15 protein-coding genes are annotated in these 16,874 nt (G+C 70.5%); 11 read left to right on the forward strand and 4 right to left on the reverse strand.

Features of this window, described 5'->3' with window-relative positions; all coding sequences use genetic code 11:
• Window positions 1–9 precede the first annotated feature (9 nt).
• Genes gabT through GH747_RS20600 form a run of 6 tightly spaced genes read left to right on the forward strand, consistent with a single transcriptional unit; the run spans window position 10 to window position 8,470 of the window.
• A complete protein-coding gene (gene gabT / locus GH747_RS20575) occupies window positions 10–1,344 on the forward strand; it encodes a 4-aminobutyrate--2-oxoglutarate transaminase (RefSeq protein ID WP_149771512.1) in 1,335 nt (444 codons plus the stop codon).
• Window positions 1,341–2,837, forward strand: coding sequence for an aldehyde dehydrogenase family protein (locus GH747_RS20580; protein ID WP_149771513.1), 1,497 nt, complete (start codon window positions 1,341–1,343; stop codon window positions 2,835–2,837). The genes gabT and GH747_RS20580 overlap by 4 nt, the downstream gene beginning before the upstream one ends.
• Window positions 2,834–3,997 (forward strand): CaiB/BaiF CoA transferase family protein, encoded by a 1,164-nt coding sequence (locus tag GH747_RS20585; RefSeq protein ID WP_149771514.1) that lies wholly within the window; start codon window positions 2,834–2,836, stop codon window positions 3,995–3,997. The genes GH747_RS20580 and GH747_RS20585 overlap by 4 nt, the downstream gene beginning before the upstream one ends.
• Window positions 3,994–5,166, forward strand: coding sequence for an acyl-CoA dehydrogenase family protein (locus GH747_RS20590; RefSeq protein WP_149771515.1), 1,173 nt, complete (start codon window positions 3,994–3,996; stop codon window positions 5,164–5,166). The genes GH747_RS20585 and GH747_RS20590 overlap by 4 nt, the downstream gene beginning before the upstream one ends.
• On the forward strand, window positions 5,163–6,779 hold the full coding sequence (locus GH747_RS20595; protein ID WP_149771516.1) for a thiamine pyrophosphate-binding protein: 1,617 nt from the start codon (window positions 5,163–5,165) through the stop codon (window positions 6,777–6,779). Before GH747_RS20590 ends, GH747_RS20595 begins: the two co-directional genes overlap by 4 nt.
• Window positions 6,780–6,799: 20 nt before the next feature.
• Window positions 6,800–8,470: an AMP-binding protein gene (locus tag GH747_RS20600; protein ID WP_149771517.1), complete on the forward strand. Its 1,671-nt coding sequence runs from the start codon at window positions 6,800–6,802 to the stop codon at window positions 8,468–8,470.
• On the opposite strand, the gene GH747_RS20605 is transcribed toward GH747_RS20600, so the two are convergent.
• Window positions 8,450–9,121, reverse strand: coding sequence for a TetR/AcrR family transcriptional regulator (locus GH747_RS20605; protein WP_163695855.1), 672 nt, complete (start codon window positions 9,119–9,121; stop codon window positions 8,450–8,452). The genes GH747_RS20600 and GH747_RS20605 overlap by 21 nt on opposite strands.
• A 187-nt stretch (window positions 9,122–9,308) precedes the next feature.
• Between GH747_RS20605 and GH747_RS20610 the strand changes: the two genes are divergently transcribed.
• The 3 genes from GH747_RS20610 to GH747_RS20620 are packed head-to-tail and all read left to right on the forward strand — an operon-like array spanning window position 9,309 to window position 12,648.
• A complete protein-coding gene (locus GH747_RS20610) occupies window positions 9,309–10,160 on the forward strand; it encodes an alpha/beta fold hydrolase (RefSeq protein WP_163695858.1) in 852 nt (283 codons plus the stop codon).
• The gene (locus GH747_RS20615) at window positions 10,157–11,695 is read left to right on the forward strand and encodes a flavin-containing monooxygenase (protein WP_205603048.1); all 1,539 of its coding nucleotides are present in this window, start codon (window positions 10,157–10,159) and stop codon (window positions 11,693–11,695) included. Before GH747_RS20610 ends, GH747_RS20615 begins: the two co-directional genes overlap by 4 nt.
• Before the next feature lie 38 nt (window positions 11,696–11,733).
• On the forward strand, window positions 11,734–12,648 hold the full coding sequence (locus tag GH747_RS20620) for a cation efflux transmembrane domain-containing protein (RefSeq protein ID WP_149771520.1): 915 nt from the start codon (window positions 11,734–11,736) through the stop codon (window positions 12,646–12,648).
• A gap of 54 nt (window positions 12,649–12,702) precedes the next feature.
• On the opposite strand, the gene GH747_RS20625 is transcribed toward GH747_RS20620, so the two are convergent.
• Genes GH747_RS20625 through GH747_RS20635 form a run of 3 tightly spaced genes read right to left on the reverse strand, consistent with a single transcriptional unit; the run spans window position 12,703 to window position 14,539 of the window.
• Entirely contained in the window at window positions 12,703–13,260 is a 558-nt protein-coding gene (locus GH747_RS20625) for a hypothetical protein (RefSeq protein ID WP_149771521.1), read from the reverse strand.
• Window positions 13,257–13,991 carry an anti-sigma factor gene (locus tag GH747_RS20630; RefSeq protein ID WP_149771522.1) on the reverse strand — a complete coding sequence of 245 codons (735 nt, stop codon included), beginning with the start codon at window positions 13,989–13,991 and terminating at the stop codon, window positions 13,257–13,259. Before GH747_RS20630 ends, GH747_RS20625 begins: the two co-directional genes overlap by 4 nt.
• The gene (locus GH747_RS20635; RefSeq protein WP_149771523.1) at window positions 13,988–14,539 is read right to left on the reverse strand and encodes an RNA polymerase sigma factor; all 552 of its coding nucleotides are present in this window, start codon (window positions 14,537–14,539) and stop codon (window positions 13,988–13,990) included. Before GH747_RS20635 ends, GH747_RS20630 begins: the two co-directional genes overlap by 4 nt.
• 90 nt (window positions 14,540–14,629) lie before the next feature.
• On the opposite strand from GH747_RS20635, the gene GH747_RS20640 reads away from it, so the two are divergent.
• Window positions 14,630–15,277 (forward strand): TetR/AcrR family transcriptional regulator, encoded by a 648-nt coding sequence (locus tag GH747_RS20640; RefSeq protein WP_149771524.1) that lies wholly within the window; start codon window positions 14,630–14,632, stop codon window positions 15,275–15,277.
• 167 nt (window positions 15,278–15,444) lie between these two features.
• Window positions 15,445–16,797, forward strand: coding sequence for an ABC transporter substrate-binding protein (locus GH747_RS20645; protein ID WP_149771525.1), 1,353 nt, complete (start codon window positions 15,445–15,447; stop codon window positions 16,795–16,797).
• Window positions 16,798–16,874: the final 77 nt, after the last annotated feature.

Below are 16,874 nucleotides of genomic sequence, written 5' to 3' on the forward strand. Positions count from 1 at the left end.
GGAGTAGTCATGTCCCTCCCCGCGCAGAAGCGCATCCTCGCCACGGCCGTGCCCGGCCCGAAGTCGACGAAGCTGCACCAGCAGCGAACCGAGGAGATCGCCGCCGGGTTCGGCGTCACCTTGCCGGTCTTCGTCGAGGAGGCGGGTGGGGGCATCATCGTCGACGTCGACGGCAACCACCTGATCGATCTCGCAGCCGGCATCGCCGTCACCAGCGTGGGCGCTTCGCACCCGGACGTCGTCGCAGCCGTGAAGGAGCAGGCCGAGCGCTTCACGCACACCTGCTTCATGGTCACCGAGTACGAGCCTGCGGTGGACGTCGCCGCCACGCTCAACCGGATCACCCCCGGGGACCACGAGAAGCGCACTGCGCTCTTCACCACGGGCGCGGAGGCCGTCGAGAACGCGATCAAGATCTCCCGTGCCTACACCGGGCGCAGCGCCGTCGTCGTCCTCACGCACGCCTACCACGGGCGAACCCTTCTCACGATGAGCATGACCGGCAAGAACGTTCCGTACAGGGACGGGTTCGGCCCGTACGCGCCCGAGGTCTACAAGGTGCCCTCGCCGTACCCGTACCGCTGGATCAGCGGCGCGGAGTCGGCAGGCGACGACGCGTACGACCTGCTGGTCGAGACCGTCACCAGCCAGATCGGTGCCCACAACGTCGCCGCGATCATCGTCGAGCCGATCCAGGGCGAAGGCGGCTTCATCGTCCCGCCCGAGGGCTACCTGTCCCGGGTCGCCGCGTTCGCCCGCGAGCACGGCATCGTGTTCGTCGCCGATGAGATCCAGGCCGGTCTGGGGCGGACCGGCGCGATGTTCGCCGTCGACCACGAAGGCGTCGTCCCGGACCTGATCACGACGGCGAAGGCGCTCGGCGGAGGACTTCCCATCTCGGCCGTCACCGGACGTGCGGAGATCATGGACGCCGTCGGGCCGGGACGACTCGGCGGGACCTACGCCGCCAACCCGATCGCCTGCGCGGCCGCCCGTGCAGCGCTCCAGGTCATCGAGCGCGACGACCTGCCGGCCAAGGCGCGTCGCATCGAGGAGATCGTGCGGCCGCGTCTGGAGGCACTGACCGGCGACGACTCGTACGTCGGCGAGGTGCGCGGTCGTGGCGCGATGCTGGCCATGGAGTTCGTCGAGCCCGGCACGACGAACCCTGCGCCGGAAGCAGCCAAGAAGGTCGCGGACTACGCCAACAGCCAGGGCGTCCTCACGCTCACCTGCGGAACGTTCGGCAACGTCATCCGGCTGCTGCCGCCGCTCGTGATCGGAGAAGACCTCCTCGCCGAGGCCGTGTCCGTGCTCGAGGACGCCGTCGAGGCTCTTGCGTGACCGCCACGGTCAGCTTCCGACCGGCGACCGGTGAGCGGGCAGGCTCGGTACGCGACAGCCTCCCACCCGAGGTTTCCACCGCGGTGGATCGAGCAGCTGCCGCTGCACCCGTGATCTCAGCGACGTCCCCGCGCGAACGGCAGGTGTGGCTCGAGGCCATTGCCCAGACGCTGCTCGACCACCGCGACGAGCTGGTACGACTGGCCGACTGCGAGACAGCGCTCGGCCGCCCGCGGCTCACCGGAGAGGTCGAGCGGGCCGCGGCGCAGCTGCGCTTCTACGCCGAGGTCGCCGTCGAGGGGTCGTTCCTCGACCTGACCGTCGACCACGCCTCGGGGACGGCGCCCGGCCTTGTCCGCCTCAAGCAGCCACTGGGGCCGGTGGCGGTCTTCGGCGCGAGCAACTTCCCCTTCGCGTTCGGCGTGCTCGGCAACGACACCGCCTCAGCCCTGGCAGCCGGCTGCCCGGTCGTCGCCAAGGCGCACCCCGCGCACGTGCTGCTGTGCGCGCGGCTGGGCGACCTGGCGGTCGAGGCACTCGCCGCGGCCGGAGCCCCGGCCGGCACCTTCGGCCAGGTCGTCGGATTCGACGCGGGCGTCCAGCTGGTGCGAGAACCAGCGGTCCGGGCGGTCGGCTTCACCGGCTCGCAGGCCGGGGGGATGGCGTTGTGGCGGCTCGCCAACGAGCGCGAGGTCGTGATCCCGGTGTACGCCGAGATGGGCACCGTGAACCCGGTCGTGATGACGCCGGGGTCGCTCGTCCGGACGTCTGACATCGCCTCCGGTTTCGTCGGCTCGTTCACACTCGGCTCCGGACAGTTCTGCACGAAGCCGGGCCTGCTGCTCGCGCCCGCGGGGCACGGCGTCGCGACCGCGGTGGCGGAAGCACTGGCAGCCACCTCCCCCGCTGCGACCATGCTGACGCGAGGGATCGCCGACGCCGCCGGCGCCGGTGTCTCCGCGCTGGTGGAGGCCGGCGCGGAGGTCGTCGCCCGTGTCGAGGGGGGCGGCGAAGGGTGGTCTGCAGACTCGGTCGTCCTCGCCGCTCCGAGCGCCGCGTTGCACGCCGGCAGCCGACTTCTGGAGGAGTGCTTCGGCCCGGTCGCCGTGGTCGTCGAGTACGCGACGGTCGCGGAGGCCGTCTCCGTGCTCGGCCTGCTCCAGGGAAGTCTCACGGCGACAGTCGTCACCGACGGGACGGAGGACGATCCGGATGCCGCCCCACTGGTCACGGCTCTCGCGCGCAACGCCGGCCGGGTCACGGTGAACGACTGGCCCACCGGGGTGGCGTGGACCTGGGCGCAGCAGCACGGCGGGCCGTGGCCTGCCACCTCCGCGCCGGCGAGCACGTCCGTCGGTGCCGCTGCGCTCGACCGCTTCGTCCGCCCGGTGAGCTACCAGTCTGTGCCGGATCCGTGGCTGCCTGCGCCTGCGCGCACCAGCGACCCCTGGCAGCTGCCGCGACGCGTCGACGGCAGGCTCGAGCTCGGATGACGGGGCCGCTCGACGGCGTGCTGGTCGCCGACTTCTCCCGCGTTCTCGCCGGACCGCTGGCCTCGGCGATGCTGGCCGACCTCGGCGCCACCGTCGTGAAGGTCGAACGCCCCGGCACCGGCGACGACACCCGCTCATGGGGGCCTCCGTGGGTCGACCAGCCGGGAGGTACGGCGTCGTACTTCCACGCAGCCAACCGCTCGAAGAGGTCGGTGACCCTCGACCTCGCTGATCCGGTGGACCGGGACCTCGCTGCCCGACTCGCGGCGCGCGCCGACGTGCTCGTCGAGAACTTCAAGTCCGGGACGCTCGCCAGGCACGGCCTCGGATACGACCAGGTCGCCGCCACCAACCCCGGCGTCGTCTACTGCTCCGTGACAGGGTTCGGCTCCGCCGGCGGGGCCGACCTGCCCGGGTACGACTTCCTCGTCCAGGCCGTCGGCGGTCTGATGAGCATCACCGGTGCTGCCGACGCGGAGCCGACGAAGGTCGGGGTCGCGGTGGTCGACGTGCTCACGTCGAAGGACGCCACGATCGGGATCCTTGCCGCGCTGCGGGCGCGGGACGTGACGGGACACGGCCAGCACGTGGAGGTGAATCTCTTGTCGAGCCTTCTGGGTTCCTTGGCCAACCAGGCCAGCTCCTACCTGCTCACCGGACAAGCGCCCGACCGGATGGGCAACGCCCATCCCTCGATCGCGCCGTACCAGCTGCTGCGCTGCAGCGACACCCAGCTCGCCGTCGCTTGCGGCAACGACGGCCAGTTCGGTCGGCTGGCCGCGGCGATCGACGCCCCCGTGCTGGCGCTGGACCGGCGCTTCGCGACCAATGCAGCGCGGGTGGAGAACCGACCGCAGCTGGTCGCGGCCCTCGAGGCACGCCTGACGACCGCCTCCGCAGAGCACTGGGCCTCGGTGCTCACGGACGTCGGGGTCCCCGCGGGGAAGGTCGGCGATCTCGGCGATGCGATCGCGCTCGCCGAGCGCCTGGGCCTCGAACCCACCGTCGCCGTCGGGGCTGGCGCACCGGCCCAGGTCCGGCATCCGGTCACGTACTCCCGCACCCCCGTCACTGACTACCGTCCCCCGCCACGTCTGGGACAGCACGACCAAGAAGTTCGCTGCTGGCTGGCCGATCACCCGAAGGAGAACCTCACATGAGCACCGTCGCACCCCTGGATCTCGCGGCCCTCGACACCCTGCTGAGCGATGACGAGAAGGCTGTCCGGGCCTCCGTCCGACAGCTGTGCACGGAGCGGATCGACCCGTTCGTCGCCGAGTGGTTCGAGCAGGGCACCATCCCCGGGATCCGCGACCTGGCGAAGGAGCTCGGCTCCCTCGGCGTCCTCGGCATGCACCTCGAGGGGTACGGCTGCGCCGGGATGACCGCCACCGAGTACGGCGTCGCCTGCCTCGAGCTGGAGGCCACCGACTCGGGCATCCGCTCGCTCGTCTCGGTGCAGGGCTCCCTGGCGATGTTCGCCATCTGGAAGTGGGGCAGCGAGGAGCACAAGCAGCAGTGGCTGCCGGCGATGGCCGAAGGAACGGCGATCGGCTGCTTCGGCCTCACCGAACCCGACCACGGCTCCGACCCGGGCTCGATGCGCACCACGGCCCGCCGCCACGGGGAAGACTGGATCCTCGACGGCCAGAAGATGTGGATCACGAACGCCCCGGTCGCCGACGTCGCGGTCGTGTGGGCTCAGACCGACGAGGGCGTGCGCGGCTTCGTCGTACCGACCGACTCCCCCGGCTTCTCCGCCCCAGAGATCAAGCACAAGATGTCGCTGCGCGCGTCGATCACGGGTGAGATCGTGCTGGACTCCGTACGTCTCCCCGACTCCGCAGCCTTCCCCGACGTCCGCGGCCTCAAGGGTCCGCTGGCCTGCCTCAACGAGGCGCGCTACGGCATCGTGTGGGGCGCGATGGGCGCGGCCCGCAGCTCACTGCAGGCCGCACTCTCGTACGCGGTCGAGCGCACCCAGTTCGACAAGCCGATCGCCGCCTTCCAGCTGACGCAGCAGAAGCTGGCCGACATGTCGCTGGAGTACACCAAGGGCCTGCTGCTGGCGATCCACCTCGGTCGCCTCAAGGATGCCGGGACGTTGCGTCCGGAGCAGGTGAGCCTCGGCAAGCTCAACAACGTGCGCGAGGCGCTCGAGATCTGCCGGACCGCCCGGACGATCCTGGCCGCGAACGGCATCTCGCTCGAGTACCCGGTGATCCGGCACATGAACAACCTGGAGTCGGTGCTCACCTACGAGGGCACGGTCGAGATGCACACGCTCGTCGTCGGGCAGGCTCTCACCGGGATCCCGGCCTTCCGATGACGACGTACGACGCGGCGCTCGCCGGGCAGCTGCACGAGCACGAGGTCGAGGTCGTCTACGGCCTGATCGGTGACGCCAACCTCTTCTTCGTCGACCACTGGGTGAACAAGGTCGGCGGTCGCTACATCGGCGCCGCGCACGAGGCGAACGCCGTGATGATGGCAGCCGGGCACGCGCGCGCGACCGGTGCCGTCGGTGTCGCGACCGTGACCCACGGCCCTGGGCTGACGAACGTCGTCACCGCGCTCGTCGAGTGCGCCAAGAGCTCGATCCCGGTGCTGGTGATCGCCGGCCGGACGTCGGACCAGCGCCGTCACGCGCCGCAGAAGCTCGTCCAGCGACCGCTCGTCGAGGCGACAGGTGCAGGGTTCGAGGTGGCTCGCGCCGCCGACACGCTCGATGCGGACCTGGCCCACGCGTTCTGGCGGGCGCGTGCCGAGCGGCGCCCGATCGTGCTCGAGGTGCCGATCGACCTGATGGGTCAGGAGGTACCCGAGCAGACCGGCCGCGGCGCTCGCCCCATGGCCCTCACCCGGAGCGCGCCGGCCCCCGGCGCCATCGACACCGCGCTCGGAATCGTGATGTCCTCCCGGCGGCCGATCGTCCTGGCAGGGCAGGGCGCTCTCCACGCCCGCGAGCCGCTCGTCCGGTTGGCCGCGATGCTCGGGGCGCCGCTGGCCTGCACCGCACAGGCCAAGGATCTGTTCGCCGGCGAGCCCGCCCACCTCGGGATCTTCGGCACGCTGTCCACGGCGGCGGCTCAGGACGTCATCGCCGACAGCGACTGCATCCTCGCCTTCGGTGCGTCCATCACACCCGAGACCTCCGACAAGGGAGGCCTGCTTGAGGGCAGGACGCTGATCCAGTGCGACGACGACGCGGCAGCGATCGGGCGGTACGTCCTTCCCGACGCCGCGATCGTCGGCGACGCCGCCGCGACGGCTGAGGAGCTCGTACGGTGGCTGGAGGAGGCGGAGGCGACACCGTCCGCCTTCGCTGCGCGTGCCGCCGCTCGGCTGGCCGAGCCAGCGCGTCGCGTCGCCGCACCCGGTCGTGCGGGGACGGTCGACCTCCAGGAGGTCTTCCGGCACCTCGACGAAATCCTGCCGAACGAGCGGACGGTTGTCGTCGACGTCGGCCGGTTCGCGCTGCACGCGCTCCGCGTCATGACGGCGCCCGACGCGAGGTCGTGGATGTGGGCAGGTGCCGGGTTCGCCTCGATCGGACTCGCCACGGGGATGGCGATCGGAGCAGCCGCGTCGCGGCCGGACCGCCCCACCGTGCTCCTGGTCGGCGATGGTGGCTTCGCGCTCGGTGGCCTCAACGAGTTCACGACGGCAGTCAGTCACGGTCTGGACCTGGTCTGCGTCGTGGCGAACGACGGGTCGTACGGCGCGGAGCACGTTCAGTTCACCGGCCGGGGGCTCGACCCCGCACTGTCGTTGCTCACCTGGCCCGACTTCGCGGCGGTCGCCTCCGCGCTGGGAGGTGACGGTGTCACGATCAGGACATCGGAGGAGCTGAGCACCATCGGCGACGTCATCGCCCGGCGTACGCGTCCGCTCTTGATCGACGTGCGCCTCGACCCCGATCGCGTGACGTCGTTCGAGTGACCGTCCAGGAAGGAGCTGGGATGACGACCTCGTCATACGGCGACAGGCCGTGGCTCGCGCTCTACCGCGAGGGCCAGCCCACCGACATCGACCCGGAGTTCGACAACCTGCTCGCCATGGTGGACGACGCGGTGCGGCGCGCGCCCCACCAGGACGCCATCCGCTATTTCGACGGTCGGATGAGCCTGGCCGAGCTGGACGCGGCGGCCGACGCTCTGGCGGCCGCGCTGCAGCAGCGGGGATTCGCCGCCGGCGATCGGTTGGCGCTGTTCAGTCAGAACCATCCGGCGTTCGTCATCGGCATGCTCGCGGCCTGGAAGGCCGGCGGCGTCGCCGTGTCGGTCAACCCGATGTACAAGCAGCGCGAGCTCCGGCACCTGCTGCAGGACTCGGGCGCCAGAGTGCTGCTGTGCCTCGACGAGGTTCACGAGGTGGCTGCCGACGTCCTGGCCGGAGCAGGGCACGAGGTGGAGATCGTGATCAGCTCCGCGGGGCGAGACTTCCAGACCCGCGACGATCCGCGGGTCCTGCCGGACCGCGATCCCGCCGCCCTGCCCGGAGCCGTCGGACTCACCGACCTGCTGGCCCGGCACGCCGGCCAGCGGCCCGCGCCGGTACGCGCGGCGCATCCGGACGATCCGGCGTTCCTCGTCTACACCTCCGGCACGACCGGCGAGCCGAAGGGCGCCTGCCTGTCCCACGCGAACCTCGTGTTCAACGCACGCAGCTACCGCGAGTGGATGGAGCTGTCACCGCCCGACGCCATCCTCGCGATCGCGCCACTGTTCCACATCACCGGACTGGTCGGACACGGTGTGCTGTCGTTGCTCGTGCCCGCACCGCTGGTGCTCGGACACCGGTTCAACGCCGAGGTCATGGTCGATCTGATCCGCGAGCACCGGCCCGTCTTCACGGTCGGGGCGATCACCGCCTTCACGGCGATGGTGGGGGGGCCCGGCGTCGGACCGGACGACTTCGCCTCGCTCACGAAGGTCTACTCCGGCGGTGCGCCCATACCGCCGTCGGTGGCCGACAAGGTCGAGTCGGTTCTCGGCGCCTACGTGCACAACGCCTACGGGCTGACGGAGACGTCGTCGATCACGCACCTCGTCCCCCCGCAGCGACGGGCGCCGGTCGATCCCGAGTCGGGTGCGCTGTCGATCGGCGTCCCGATCGCTTCCGTCCGAGCCCGGATCGTCGACGGGGCCGGCGACGAGGTCCCGCTCGGCGAGGTCGGCGAGCTGGCCATCGCCGGTCCGCAGGTGGCCGAGGGCTACTGGGGGCGGCCGGACGCGACGGCGGCGTCGTTCCCGGGCGGGGAGCTGCGGACGGGCGATGTCGGCTTCATGGACTCCGACGGGTGGTTCTACCTCGTCGACCGGCTGAAGGACGTGATCATCGCATCCGGCTACAAGGTGTGGCCGCGAGAGGTCGAGGACGTGCTCTACAGCCACCCGGCGGTCCGCGAGGCGGCAGTCGTCGGCGTCCCTGACGAGTACCGGGGAGAGACCGTGCACGCCTTCGTGTCGCTGCAGCCGGACGCGGTGGTGACGGAGGCCGCGCTTGTCGCGCACTGCCGCGAGCGGATGGCGGCGTACAAGTACCCCCGCGCGATCGCATTCGTCGACGAGCTGCCCAAGACTGCGAGCGGCAAGATCCTGCGGCGGGAGCTACGGGGCGGGCGTGCCTGAGGACGTGCGACGCCCCAGCGGCACGAGCTGCACCTCGAGGCGCGGTCGGAGCCGATCCCACAGCGTGCTCGGCTCGAACCCGCGCACGGGCGTGCGGTCGATCTCGTGCATATAGGTGCCGTGGAGGTTCTGGGCGACGAGCGCGGCGTCGACGGCGGGGTCGAGGACACCCGCGCGCTGTCCCTCGCCGAGGATCGAGACGACGAGCCGGATCGTGCGGTCGCCCTGCGACACCGGACGCGCACTCACGTCCGGGTCCACGTCGAACCCCTGGCGCAGGTAGAGCGACGCGTTGTGGGGCGACGCCTGGTAGAACGCGCAGCGACGCTGGTAGATGTGGAAGATCCGCTCGAGGACGGCATCCATCGACGGCGGCAGGCCCGCCTGCCGTGCGACGATGCGGGCGTCCTCCTCCTCGACCACGCTCAGCTGCGCGTCGAGGTGGTCCGCGTAGACCATCGTGAGCAGCTCCTGCTTGCCCTTGATGTAGCGGAAGAGCGTGGCCTCGGCGACGCCCGCGCGGCGCGCGATGTCGCGGGTGGTGATGGAGGTGAAGTCCTTCTCGAGGAGCAGCTCGGTGGCGGCGACCCTGATGCGGTCCAGGCGTTCGCGCCGGGCCACGTCACGGGGCCCCTGATCGGAGGCGGGCACGCAGAGAGCGTACTGCACAACGGGCTCGCAGGGCGCCGCCGGGCTGGTTATGGAGAGAGTGCACTTTCAATCAGGCCGCTCTCGCACCGCCTCCAATTTTAGTCTTCAATCGCTCACAGGTATTGCTCGACTAGAAATTGTGAGAGTACGCTCTCACTATTCATCGAACCGACTCCCGAGGGATCTCGTGAACTTTCTTCCTGGCGTGCGCGAGGGCGTCGTCCGCACCTCCCGTGCGCGTGTGACGTCCTACGACTCGACCGACCCCGACGACCCCCGCACCCCGGTCGTGCTGCTCCACGGCACCGGCGGCACGGCCACGAGCCACTTCTGGGCGCTCTTCCCGATGCTCGCCGAGCACCACCGCGTCATCGCGCTCGACTTCACCGACCCCGCCGAGGCCGACGGCGAGCCCGACACGAGCTGGTACGTCGAGCAGGTCGAGGCCGTCGTCGCCGCGCTCAGTCCGCACCGTCGCGTCGCGGTCGTCGGCTACTCGTTCGGTGCCGTCGTCGCCGCCGCGTTCGCCGGTCGCCGGCAGGAGCTGGTCGAGAGCCTCGTCCTCGTCGCAGGCTGGACCCGGTCGGACCAGCAGCAGCAGCTCCGGAACGAGGTCTGGTCACGGCTCCACGCCGAGGGCTCGTCAGCCCTGCCTGCGTTCATGGTGTTCACCGCCTACAGCCCGGCGTACCTGCTCGCCCGCACGGCGCCCGAGCTCGCCGACCTCGTCGCGAGCGCCGCGACGGGACGCGACCGCGCGACGATGATGCGGTTCAACCGCACCGTCGACGTCAGCGAGGACGTCGCCCAGATCGCGGCGCCGACGCTCGTCGTGGGCTGCACCGCGGACCAGATGGTCCCGCCGCACCACGCGCGACTGCTCTTCGGCGGCATCCGCGACGCGCGCTACGTCGAGATCCGCTCCGGTCACGCCGTGGTGCACGAGCGCCCGGCCGAGCTCTACCACCTCATCGACCCGTTCCTCACCGACCCGGCGAGGACGACGCCGGGCGACGTCATCCTCCAGGAGGCCGTGTGAGCACCATCGTCAGTCCGCCCGTGCCCGCCGCCGGCAACGAGACGGTGCTCAGCGACACCGACGTCCTGATCGTGGGGACGGGGTTCTCCGGCCTCGCGATCGGCACGCGGCTCGCACGGCAGGGACGTCACTCGTTCGCGCTGGTCGACCGCGCCTCGTCGGTCGGCGGCACGTGGCGCGACAACACCTACCCCGGCGCTGCGTGCGACATCCCCTCCCACCTGTACTCGTTCTCGTTCCGCCCGTCGACGTCGTGGTCGCACGTGTACGGCCGCCAACCGCAGATCCTCGACTATCTCGAGCGCACCGCAGTGGAGGAGGGGCTCCTCCCCCACACCTTCCTGGACTCAGAGATGCTCGACGCCGTCTGGGACGAGCAGGCCCAGCGGTGGGACGTCCGCACCTCGCGCGGCCGGCACCTCGCGACCACCCTCGTCACCGCGTGCGGCCACTTGTCCGACCCCGCGATCCCCGACCTCGAGGGGCTCGACACGTTCACCGGCGAGATCTTCCACTCCGCCCGCTGGAACCACGACGTCGACCTCGTCGGCAAGCGGATCGGCGTCGTCGGCACGGGCGCCTCGGCCATCCAGATCGTGCCGGAGCTTGCTGACCTCGCCGAGTCGCTGACCGTCTTCCAGCGGTCCGCGCCCTACATCGTGCCGCGGAAGGACCGTGCCTACTCGGAGGCGGAGAAGACGATGTTCGGCCGGCTGCCCGAGACGGCGCAGCAGCTGCGCGCGGGCCTCTTCTGGGACAGCGAGGCTCGGTTCCCCCAACGCCTCGGAGTTCCCGCGTTCCTGGCGCAGATGAAGAAGGCGGCCCGCGATCACCTGGCAGCGCAGGTCGCCGACGCCGATCTTCGCGACCGGCTCACCCCGGCGTACGAGCTCGGGTGCAAGCGCATCCTGCTCTCCAACACCTACTATCCGGCGCTCACCCAGCCGCACGTGCGCCTCGAGACGAGCGGGATCGCGCGGATGACCGAGACCGGCGTCGTCGCGCGCGACGGCTCGGAGATCGCGCTGGACGTCCTGGTGGTGGCGACCGGCTTCGAGGCCACCGACCTTCCCTTCGCCCATCGCATCCGTGGCCGCGACGGCAGGCTCCTGTCGGACCACTGGGCCGAGGGCGGGCGGACGGTCGCGAGCACGAGCGTCGCCGGCTTCCCGAACCTCTTCGTCATGCAGGGACCCAACACCGGCCTCGGCGCCGGCTCGATCGTCTACATCATCGAGAGCCAGGCGGAGTACGTCAGCGGGGCCGTCGACTTCATCGTCGATCGCGAGTCCGCGATCGAGCCGACCGTGGAGGCGGAGGACGCGTATGTCGCCGACCTCGACCTGCGCAGCCAGGGGACGGTGTGGCTCTCCGAGGGTTGTCGCAGCTGGTACCGGCACCCGGTGAGCGGACGACTGTCGGCTCTGTGGCCCGACTACATGCATCGCTATCGTGCCGAGAACGGCGCGTTCGACCCTGCACCGTACGAGATCCTCGGCTCGGGGAGGACGGTCGCCGCTGGGCAGGCCCGCTGACACAGCCGAGGACCTGGTCACGCCCTACGCTGACCTTCGTGAGCCCGGCTCAGGCGACGCAGGCATCGATCGAACGCACCGCCCTGCGGCGCTCGATCGTCGCCGCGGCCGCGCTGGGCGGGCTGGCGATGGTCTGGGGCGTCGCGAGCGAGCTGCGCATCCTCCTCCTCGACGGCGCCTACGCCCTCATCGGGATCGCGCTGACCTGGTTCGGGCTGCAGGCCGCGCGAGCCGTCGAGGAGGGCCCCACCAAGCGGTTCCCGTTCGGGCGCGACGCCTTCACGCCGCTCGCTGTCCTCCTCCAGGGCGTCGCCCTCGCCGGGACTCTCCTGTACGCCCTGGCGGACGCGGTCGTCCTGCTGCGGGAGGGCGGCGATCCCGTCGCGACCAGGAGCCTCGTCCTCTACGGCCTGATCTCCGCACTGGGTGCGGCCGCGGTCTACGTCTCGCTGCGCCGGACCGGCTCGGACTCGGACCTCGTGGGCGCGGAGATCGCGACCTGGCGTGCGAGCGCGGTCCTCAGCGTCGGCATGGTGGTGGGCGCAGTCGTGGCGATCGTCCTCGACGAGTCCACGTCGCTCGACGTGACGGCGTACGTCGATCCGGTGCTGGTGATCCTCGCCTGCGTCGCTCTCGCTCCGACGCCCGTCGGCCTGCTGCGGTCGGGCGTACGCGAGCTCCTGCAGGGCGCTCCGTCGGCGGAGGTGCAGGAGTCCGTGCGCGCGGTCGTCGACCAGGTCCAGAACCAGTTCGGTCTCGACGAGCCGATCGTCCGGATGCGCAAGGTCGGCCGGAAGCTGTTCCTCGAGGTCGACTTCGTCGTCGAGCCCGACGGGTGGCAGGTCTCCGACGAGGACGACGTCCGCCGTGCGGTCCTCGCAGGCCTCGAGCCGCTCGGTTTCGAGCTGTGGGCCTACATCGAGCTCACGACCGACAGGTCACTCGTCGAGTAGGACCGGCGGGAGGTGCGAACGGAGTGGGTAGCACCCCCCGCCGGCCGGCCGGTGTCAGAACCGGGAGAACGGCCTGGGCGTCGCGTAGCCGAAGGTGTCTCCGGCGCTGAAGGCGTCGACCCCGAACGTGGCGTTGAGCGCTCCGGCAGCCGTGTCGGTCAGCGTCAACCGGACGAGCCCCAGACCGCGCCGGTCGGAGAGGCGGATCTTGAAGAGGTCGACCCTGCCGACGTCTCCGACGGTCCCGCTCACCTTGCCGCTGACCCGGAGCCGACCGAGGTCGATGTTGAACCGCTTCAGCGAGATCGTCGCGGAGCCGGCGGTGAGACTGATGCCACCGCTGTGCTTGATCCGCAGCTTGCTGACCGAGTACCCGGTGATCGGGAACCGCGCTGCGAGCGTGTTCTTGTACGGGAACGCCTTGGCGCCTCCGATCGCCGCGGGCGTGATGCCCGCCCCGGCCACGAGCTCATAGACCTCGGGTGCTACGACGACCTGGGTGTATCCCGTCTTGTGCCGTGAGTGTGCCTCCGCAGGAGTCGTCGCCACAGCGACGAGCCCAAGCGAGGCGACGAGAGCGATGATCGCTCCGAAGATCCTTCGACTGCTCATCTTTCCGCCTTTCTCTCGACGGTGCCGGATGCCCGGCCCTGCACGTACTTCGGAGAGAGAGCGCGGTCGGATGCATCGGATCCGGAGTAGTCGGCGCGCAGCACGGAGGTGACCGAGTGGCTCGGGTCGCCGTCGTCCTGCTCCAGGCTCACGTCGACGACCTGGTAGCGCCCGACGATGTCGCTCGGGAGGTCGAACGACGCGGTGCCGTCGGGGTTGATGACGCCGAGCGCGAGCATCTTCTCCGTCGAGGGGTCGAACAGCCACGCGTAGTAGTAGTCACCGTCGCCGACCTGCGGAAGGCCTCGGGTGGTGATGGTCATGCCGACCGCGTCGTCCTTGGACGTCATCACGACTTCGCCGCCGCCCGCGCCCTCGACGGGTTCGAGGGGCGCGCTCTGCCGTTCAGCCGTCGGAGGCCGGTCGTCGTCGAGCAGGGTCGGGACCGTCACCGCGCCGAGGACGACGAGCACGGCCGCCGCTGCGAGGGCGACCGGCCCCCTCCACCGGCGAGGCGGGCGGGCCGTCATCTGCGGAGCCACCGGCACCTCGGCAGGACGAGGTGCGCGCAGCGTCCGGGTGGTGGACGCGAGGAGGGCGTGGCCGGTCGCCACGGAGGCGAGTGCGACCCGGCACTCGTCGCAGGTGCCGAGGTGCGCGTCGACCTCCATCACCTCGGCGTTGGTCAGCTCACCGCGCAGGAGACCGACCAGGTCCGCGTGGTCCGTCATCGCTCTCCCTCCTCTTCCGCCCGCAACATCTCTCCCAGCCGTCGTGTTCCTCGTGACGCTCGTGCCTTGACGGTGCCGAGCGGGACATCGAGCCGCGCGGCGATCTCCCGCTGCGTCAGCTCCGCGAAGTACGCCATCTCGAGCACCGTCCGTTCATGCTCGGGCAGCCGCGCGACCGCCCATCGGACGTCGGCGGCATCAGCGAACCGGTCCGCCGTCTCTCGACCGTCCTCCCCCGCCAGGTCGCGTACCGCCTCGACGTCCACCACCGCGTGCTTGCGCGCACGCAGCGCATCGACCGCGCGATGGTGGGCGATCGTGAACAGCCACCCGGTGAACCGCTGGTTCGGGTCGTAGCGGGCCGCCCCGCGCCACACGTCGAAGAAGGTCCGCTGTAGCACGTCCTCGGCCTCGTCGGCTCCGACGTAGCGGCGGACGTAGGCGAGCACCACAGGCGCGTACCGTTCGTACGCTTCCTGCAGCGCGGCCTCGTCCCGGCGAGCAAGCCGGATCCCGATGGCGCGCTCGCCTGCGTCGGGGACATCCATGCCTGTACTTCGACACCGCCGCCGGATCGGATGCCTCGCGCGGCAAGGTTTCTGCAGAACCGACGAAACGCTGCGCGTAGGCTCGCGGGCATGGCGACCCACCCCGCTCCCCCGCGACGCGACCGCCTGCCGCGCGTGCCGGCGGACCAGCGCCGCGCCGAGATCCTTGCGGCCGCGCTCGAGGTGTTCGGGAGCCGCGGCTACCACAAGGGCGGGCTGACCGAGATCGCCGAGCGGGTCGGCATCACCCACCAGGGCGTCCTCCACCACTTCGGGTCGAAGGAGCAGCTGCTCGTGGAGGTTCTCGCGTACCGCGACGCGCTGGACGTCCAGGAGTACGAGAACCAGCAGCCCCCGTACGGTCCCGACCTGCTGCGCCACCTCGTGGACACGGCTCGGCGGAACACCCAGCGCAAGGGCCTCGTCCAGTCGTACGCCGTGCTGTCGGCGGAGTCGGTCACCGAAGGGCACCCCGCGCAGGGGTCGTTCCGCGACCGGTTCACGCAGCTGCGCGAGCTGACTGCCGACGCGCTGCGGGCGTCGTGCCCGGTCGACGCCATGCCGTCCGACAAGGAGATCGACGCGGCCGCGTCCTCGATCCTGGCCCTGATGGACGGCCTGCAGGTGCAGTGGCTGCTCGACCCGGACAAGGTCGACATGCCGTACGCGGTCGGGCTCGTCATCGACGCGTTGCTCGAGCGCGTGGGGTCTCCCTCGCGGATCGACAACGATCTCTGACAGCGGGTCGCTGTTACCTCATCGTTATCCCCGTTACTTACTTGCACCTCAGTAAGTGTGCTTCGATATCTCCACCGGGTGATGTGTCCGACGTCACACCCGGTGCGCTGCTCGGGCCGCACGCCAACCTCCACCGACGCACGTCGGATCTGAAAGGACGACACGACATGGCGGTACTCACCAGGCGCAGGCGCCGCAGCGCCGCAGCGCTCGCAGCCGCGGCAGCGATGGTCCTCGTCGCCGCGTGCGGTGGCGGCGACGACGACTCCGACGACTCGGCATCCGACGCGTGCAAGCCTGCGGCCGACGGGGAGAAGGTCACCTTGACCTTCACCTCCTGGGTCCCGGGCATGCAGGAGACGGTCGACCTGTGGAACCAGAACAACCCCGACATCCAGGTCGAGTACAAAGAGGTCGTCGGCGGCAACCAGGGCACCTACCAGGCGTACCAGAACCAGATCAAGGCCGGCACCACCGGTGACATCGGCATGATCGAGTTCGACAACCTCGCGAGCTTCCGGCTGCAGGACGGCCTGGCCGACATCGGCGGGTGCGAGCCCTGGCAGGACGTCGAGGACGACTTCCTGCCCTGGACCGTCTCGCAGGTCAGCTTCGGCGAGGACGGCTCGTCCTACGGCGTCCCGATGGACGTCGGCCCGATGGGGCTCTACTACCGCAAGGACCTGTTCGAGCAGAACGGTATCCCGGTCCCGACGACCTGGGACGAGTTCACCGACGCGGCGAAGAAGATCAAGGCGCTCGGCGCGGACATCACGAACTTCCCGCCCGACCAGCCCGCCTGGTTCACCTCGCTCGCCTGGCAGAACGGCGCGACCTGGTTCTCCGAGGACGACGGTGCCTGGACGGTCAGCCTGAACGACGACAAGACCCAGCAGGTCGCCGACTACTGGCAGTCGCTCCTGGACGAGGATCTCGTCGGCACATTGCCGGGCCTGGTCGACGCCCAGTGGAACGCGCTCGACAACGGCAAGCAGTGGACGCTGATCGGTGCAGCCTGGACCACCAAGCTGCTCGAGACCAGCGCGCCGAAGACGGCCGGCAAGTGGGCCGTCGCACCGATGCCGCAATGGGAGGCCGGCGGCACCACGTCGGGCAACTGGGGCGGTTCCAACGCGGTCGTCTGGAAGACGTCGAAGCACCCGTACGAGGCGGCGAAGTTCGCGACGTGGGCATTCAGCGCGCCCGAGGCGCTCGCGCTCAACAACGCCAACGGCGGCCAGTACCCCGCCACCACCGAGGGCCAGGCCTCGCTCCCTTCGCTCACCGAGGGGCTGCCCTACTACGGCGGCCAGAAGGTGTGGGAGGTCTTCGCCCAGGCATCGGAGGGTGTCGACCCTGACTTCCAGTGGGGACCGACGATGACCCAGACGTACGCCGACCTCGGCAACGGCTTCGGCAAGGCCGTCAACGGACAGGGCACGCTCACCGACGCCCTGACCGAGGCCCAGCAGAAGACCGTCGACACGCTCAAGGCCCAGTCGCTGGACGTCAACGACTAGGGTCCCGCTTCACAGACGGGTGCGGCCGGCACCCCCGAACCGCCGGCCGCACCCAATCCGTCCCCCCGTGAAGGAGC

It is taken from the genome of Mumia xiangluensis (genome assembly GCF_010994095.1).
In the GTDB taxonomy this organism is placed as follows: domain Bacteria; phylum Actinomycetota; class Actinomycetes; order Propionibacteriales; family Nocardioidaceae; genus Mumia; species Mumia xiangluensis.

Excerpts from the sequence above, each read along its gene's own strand:
- GH747_RS20600 (WP_149771517.1), top strand. The coding sequence starts at position 6,800 with ATGACGACCTCGTCATACGGCGACAGGCCGTGGCTCGCGCTCTACCGC.
- GH747_RS20635 (WP_149771523.1), bottom strand. The coding sequence starts at position 14,539 with ATGGATGTCCCCGACGCAGGCGAGCGCGCCATCGGGATCCGGCTTGCT.
- GH747_RS20630 (WP_149771522.1), bottom strand. The coding sequence starts at position 13,991 with ATGACGGACCACGCGGACCTGGTCGGTCTCCTGCGCGGTGAGCTGACC.
- GH747_RS20645 (WP_149771525.1), top strand. The coding sequence starts at position 15,445 with ATGGCGGTACTCACCAGGCGCAGGCGCCGCAGCGCCGCAGCGCTCGCA.
- GH747_RS20585 (WP_149771514.1), top strand. The coding sequence starts at position 2,834 with ATGACGGGGCCGCTCGACGGCGTGCTGGTCGCCGACTTCTCCCGCGTT.
- GH747_RS20640 (WP_149771524.1), top strand. The coding sequence starts at position 14,630 with ATGGCGACCCACCCCGCTCCCCCGCGACGCGACCGCCTGCCGCGCGTG.
- GH747_RS20595 (WP_149771516.1), top strand. The coding sequence starts at position 5,163 with ATGACGACGTACGACGCGGCGCTCGCCGGGCAGCTGCACGAGCACGAG.
- gabT (WP_149771512.1), top strand. The coding sequence starts at position 10 with ATGTCCCTCCCCGCGCAGAAGCGCATCCTCGCCACGGCCGTGCCCGGC.
- GH747_RS20625 (WP_149771521.1), bottom strand. The coding sequence starts at position 13,260 with ATGAGCAGTCGAAGGATCTTCGGAGCGATCATCGCTCTCGTCGCCTCG.
- GH747_RS20590 (WP_149771515.1), top strand. The coding sequence starts at position 3,994 with ATGAGCACCGTCGCACCCCTGGATCTCGCGGCCCTCGACACCCTGCTG.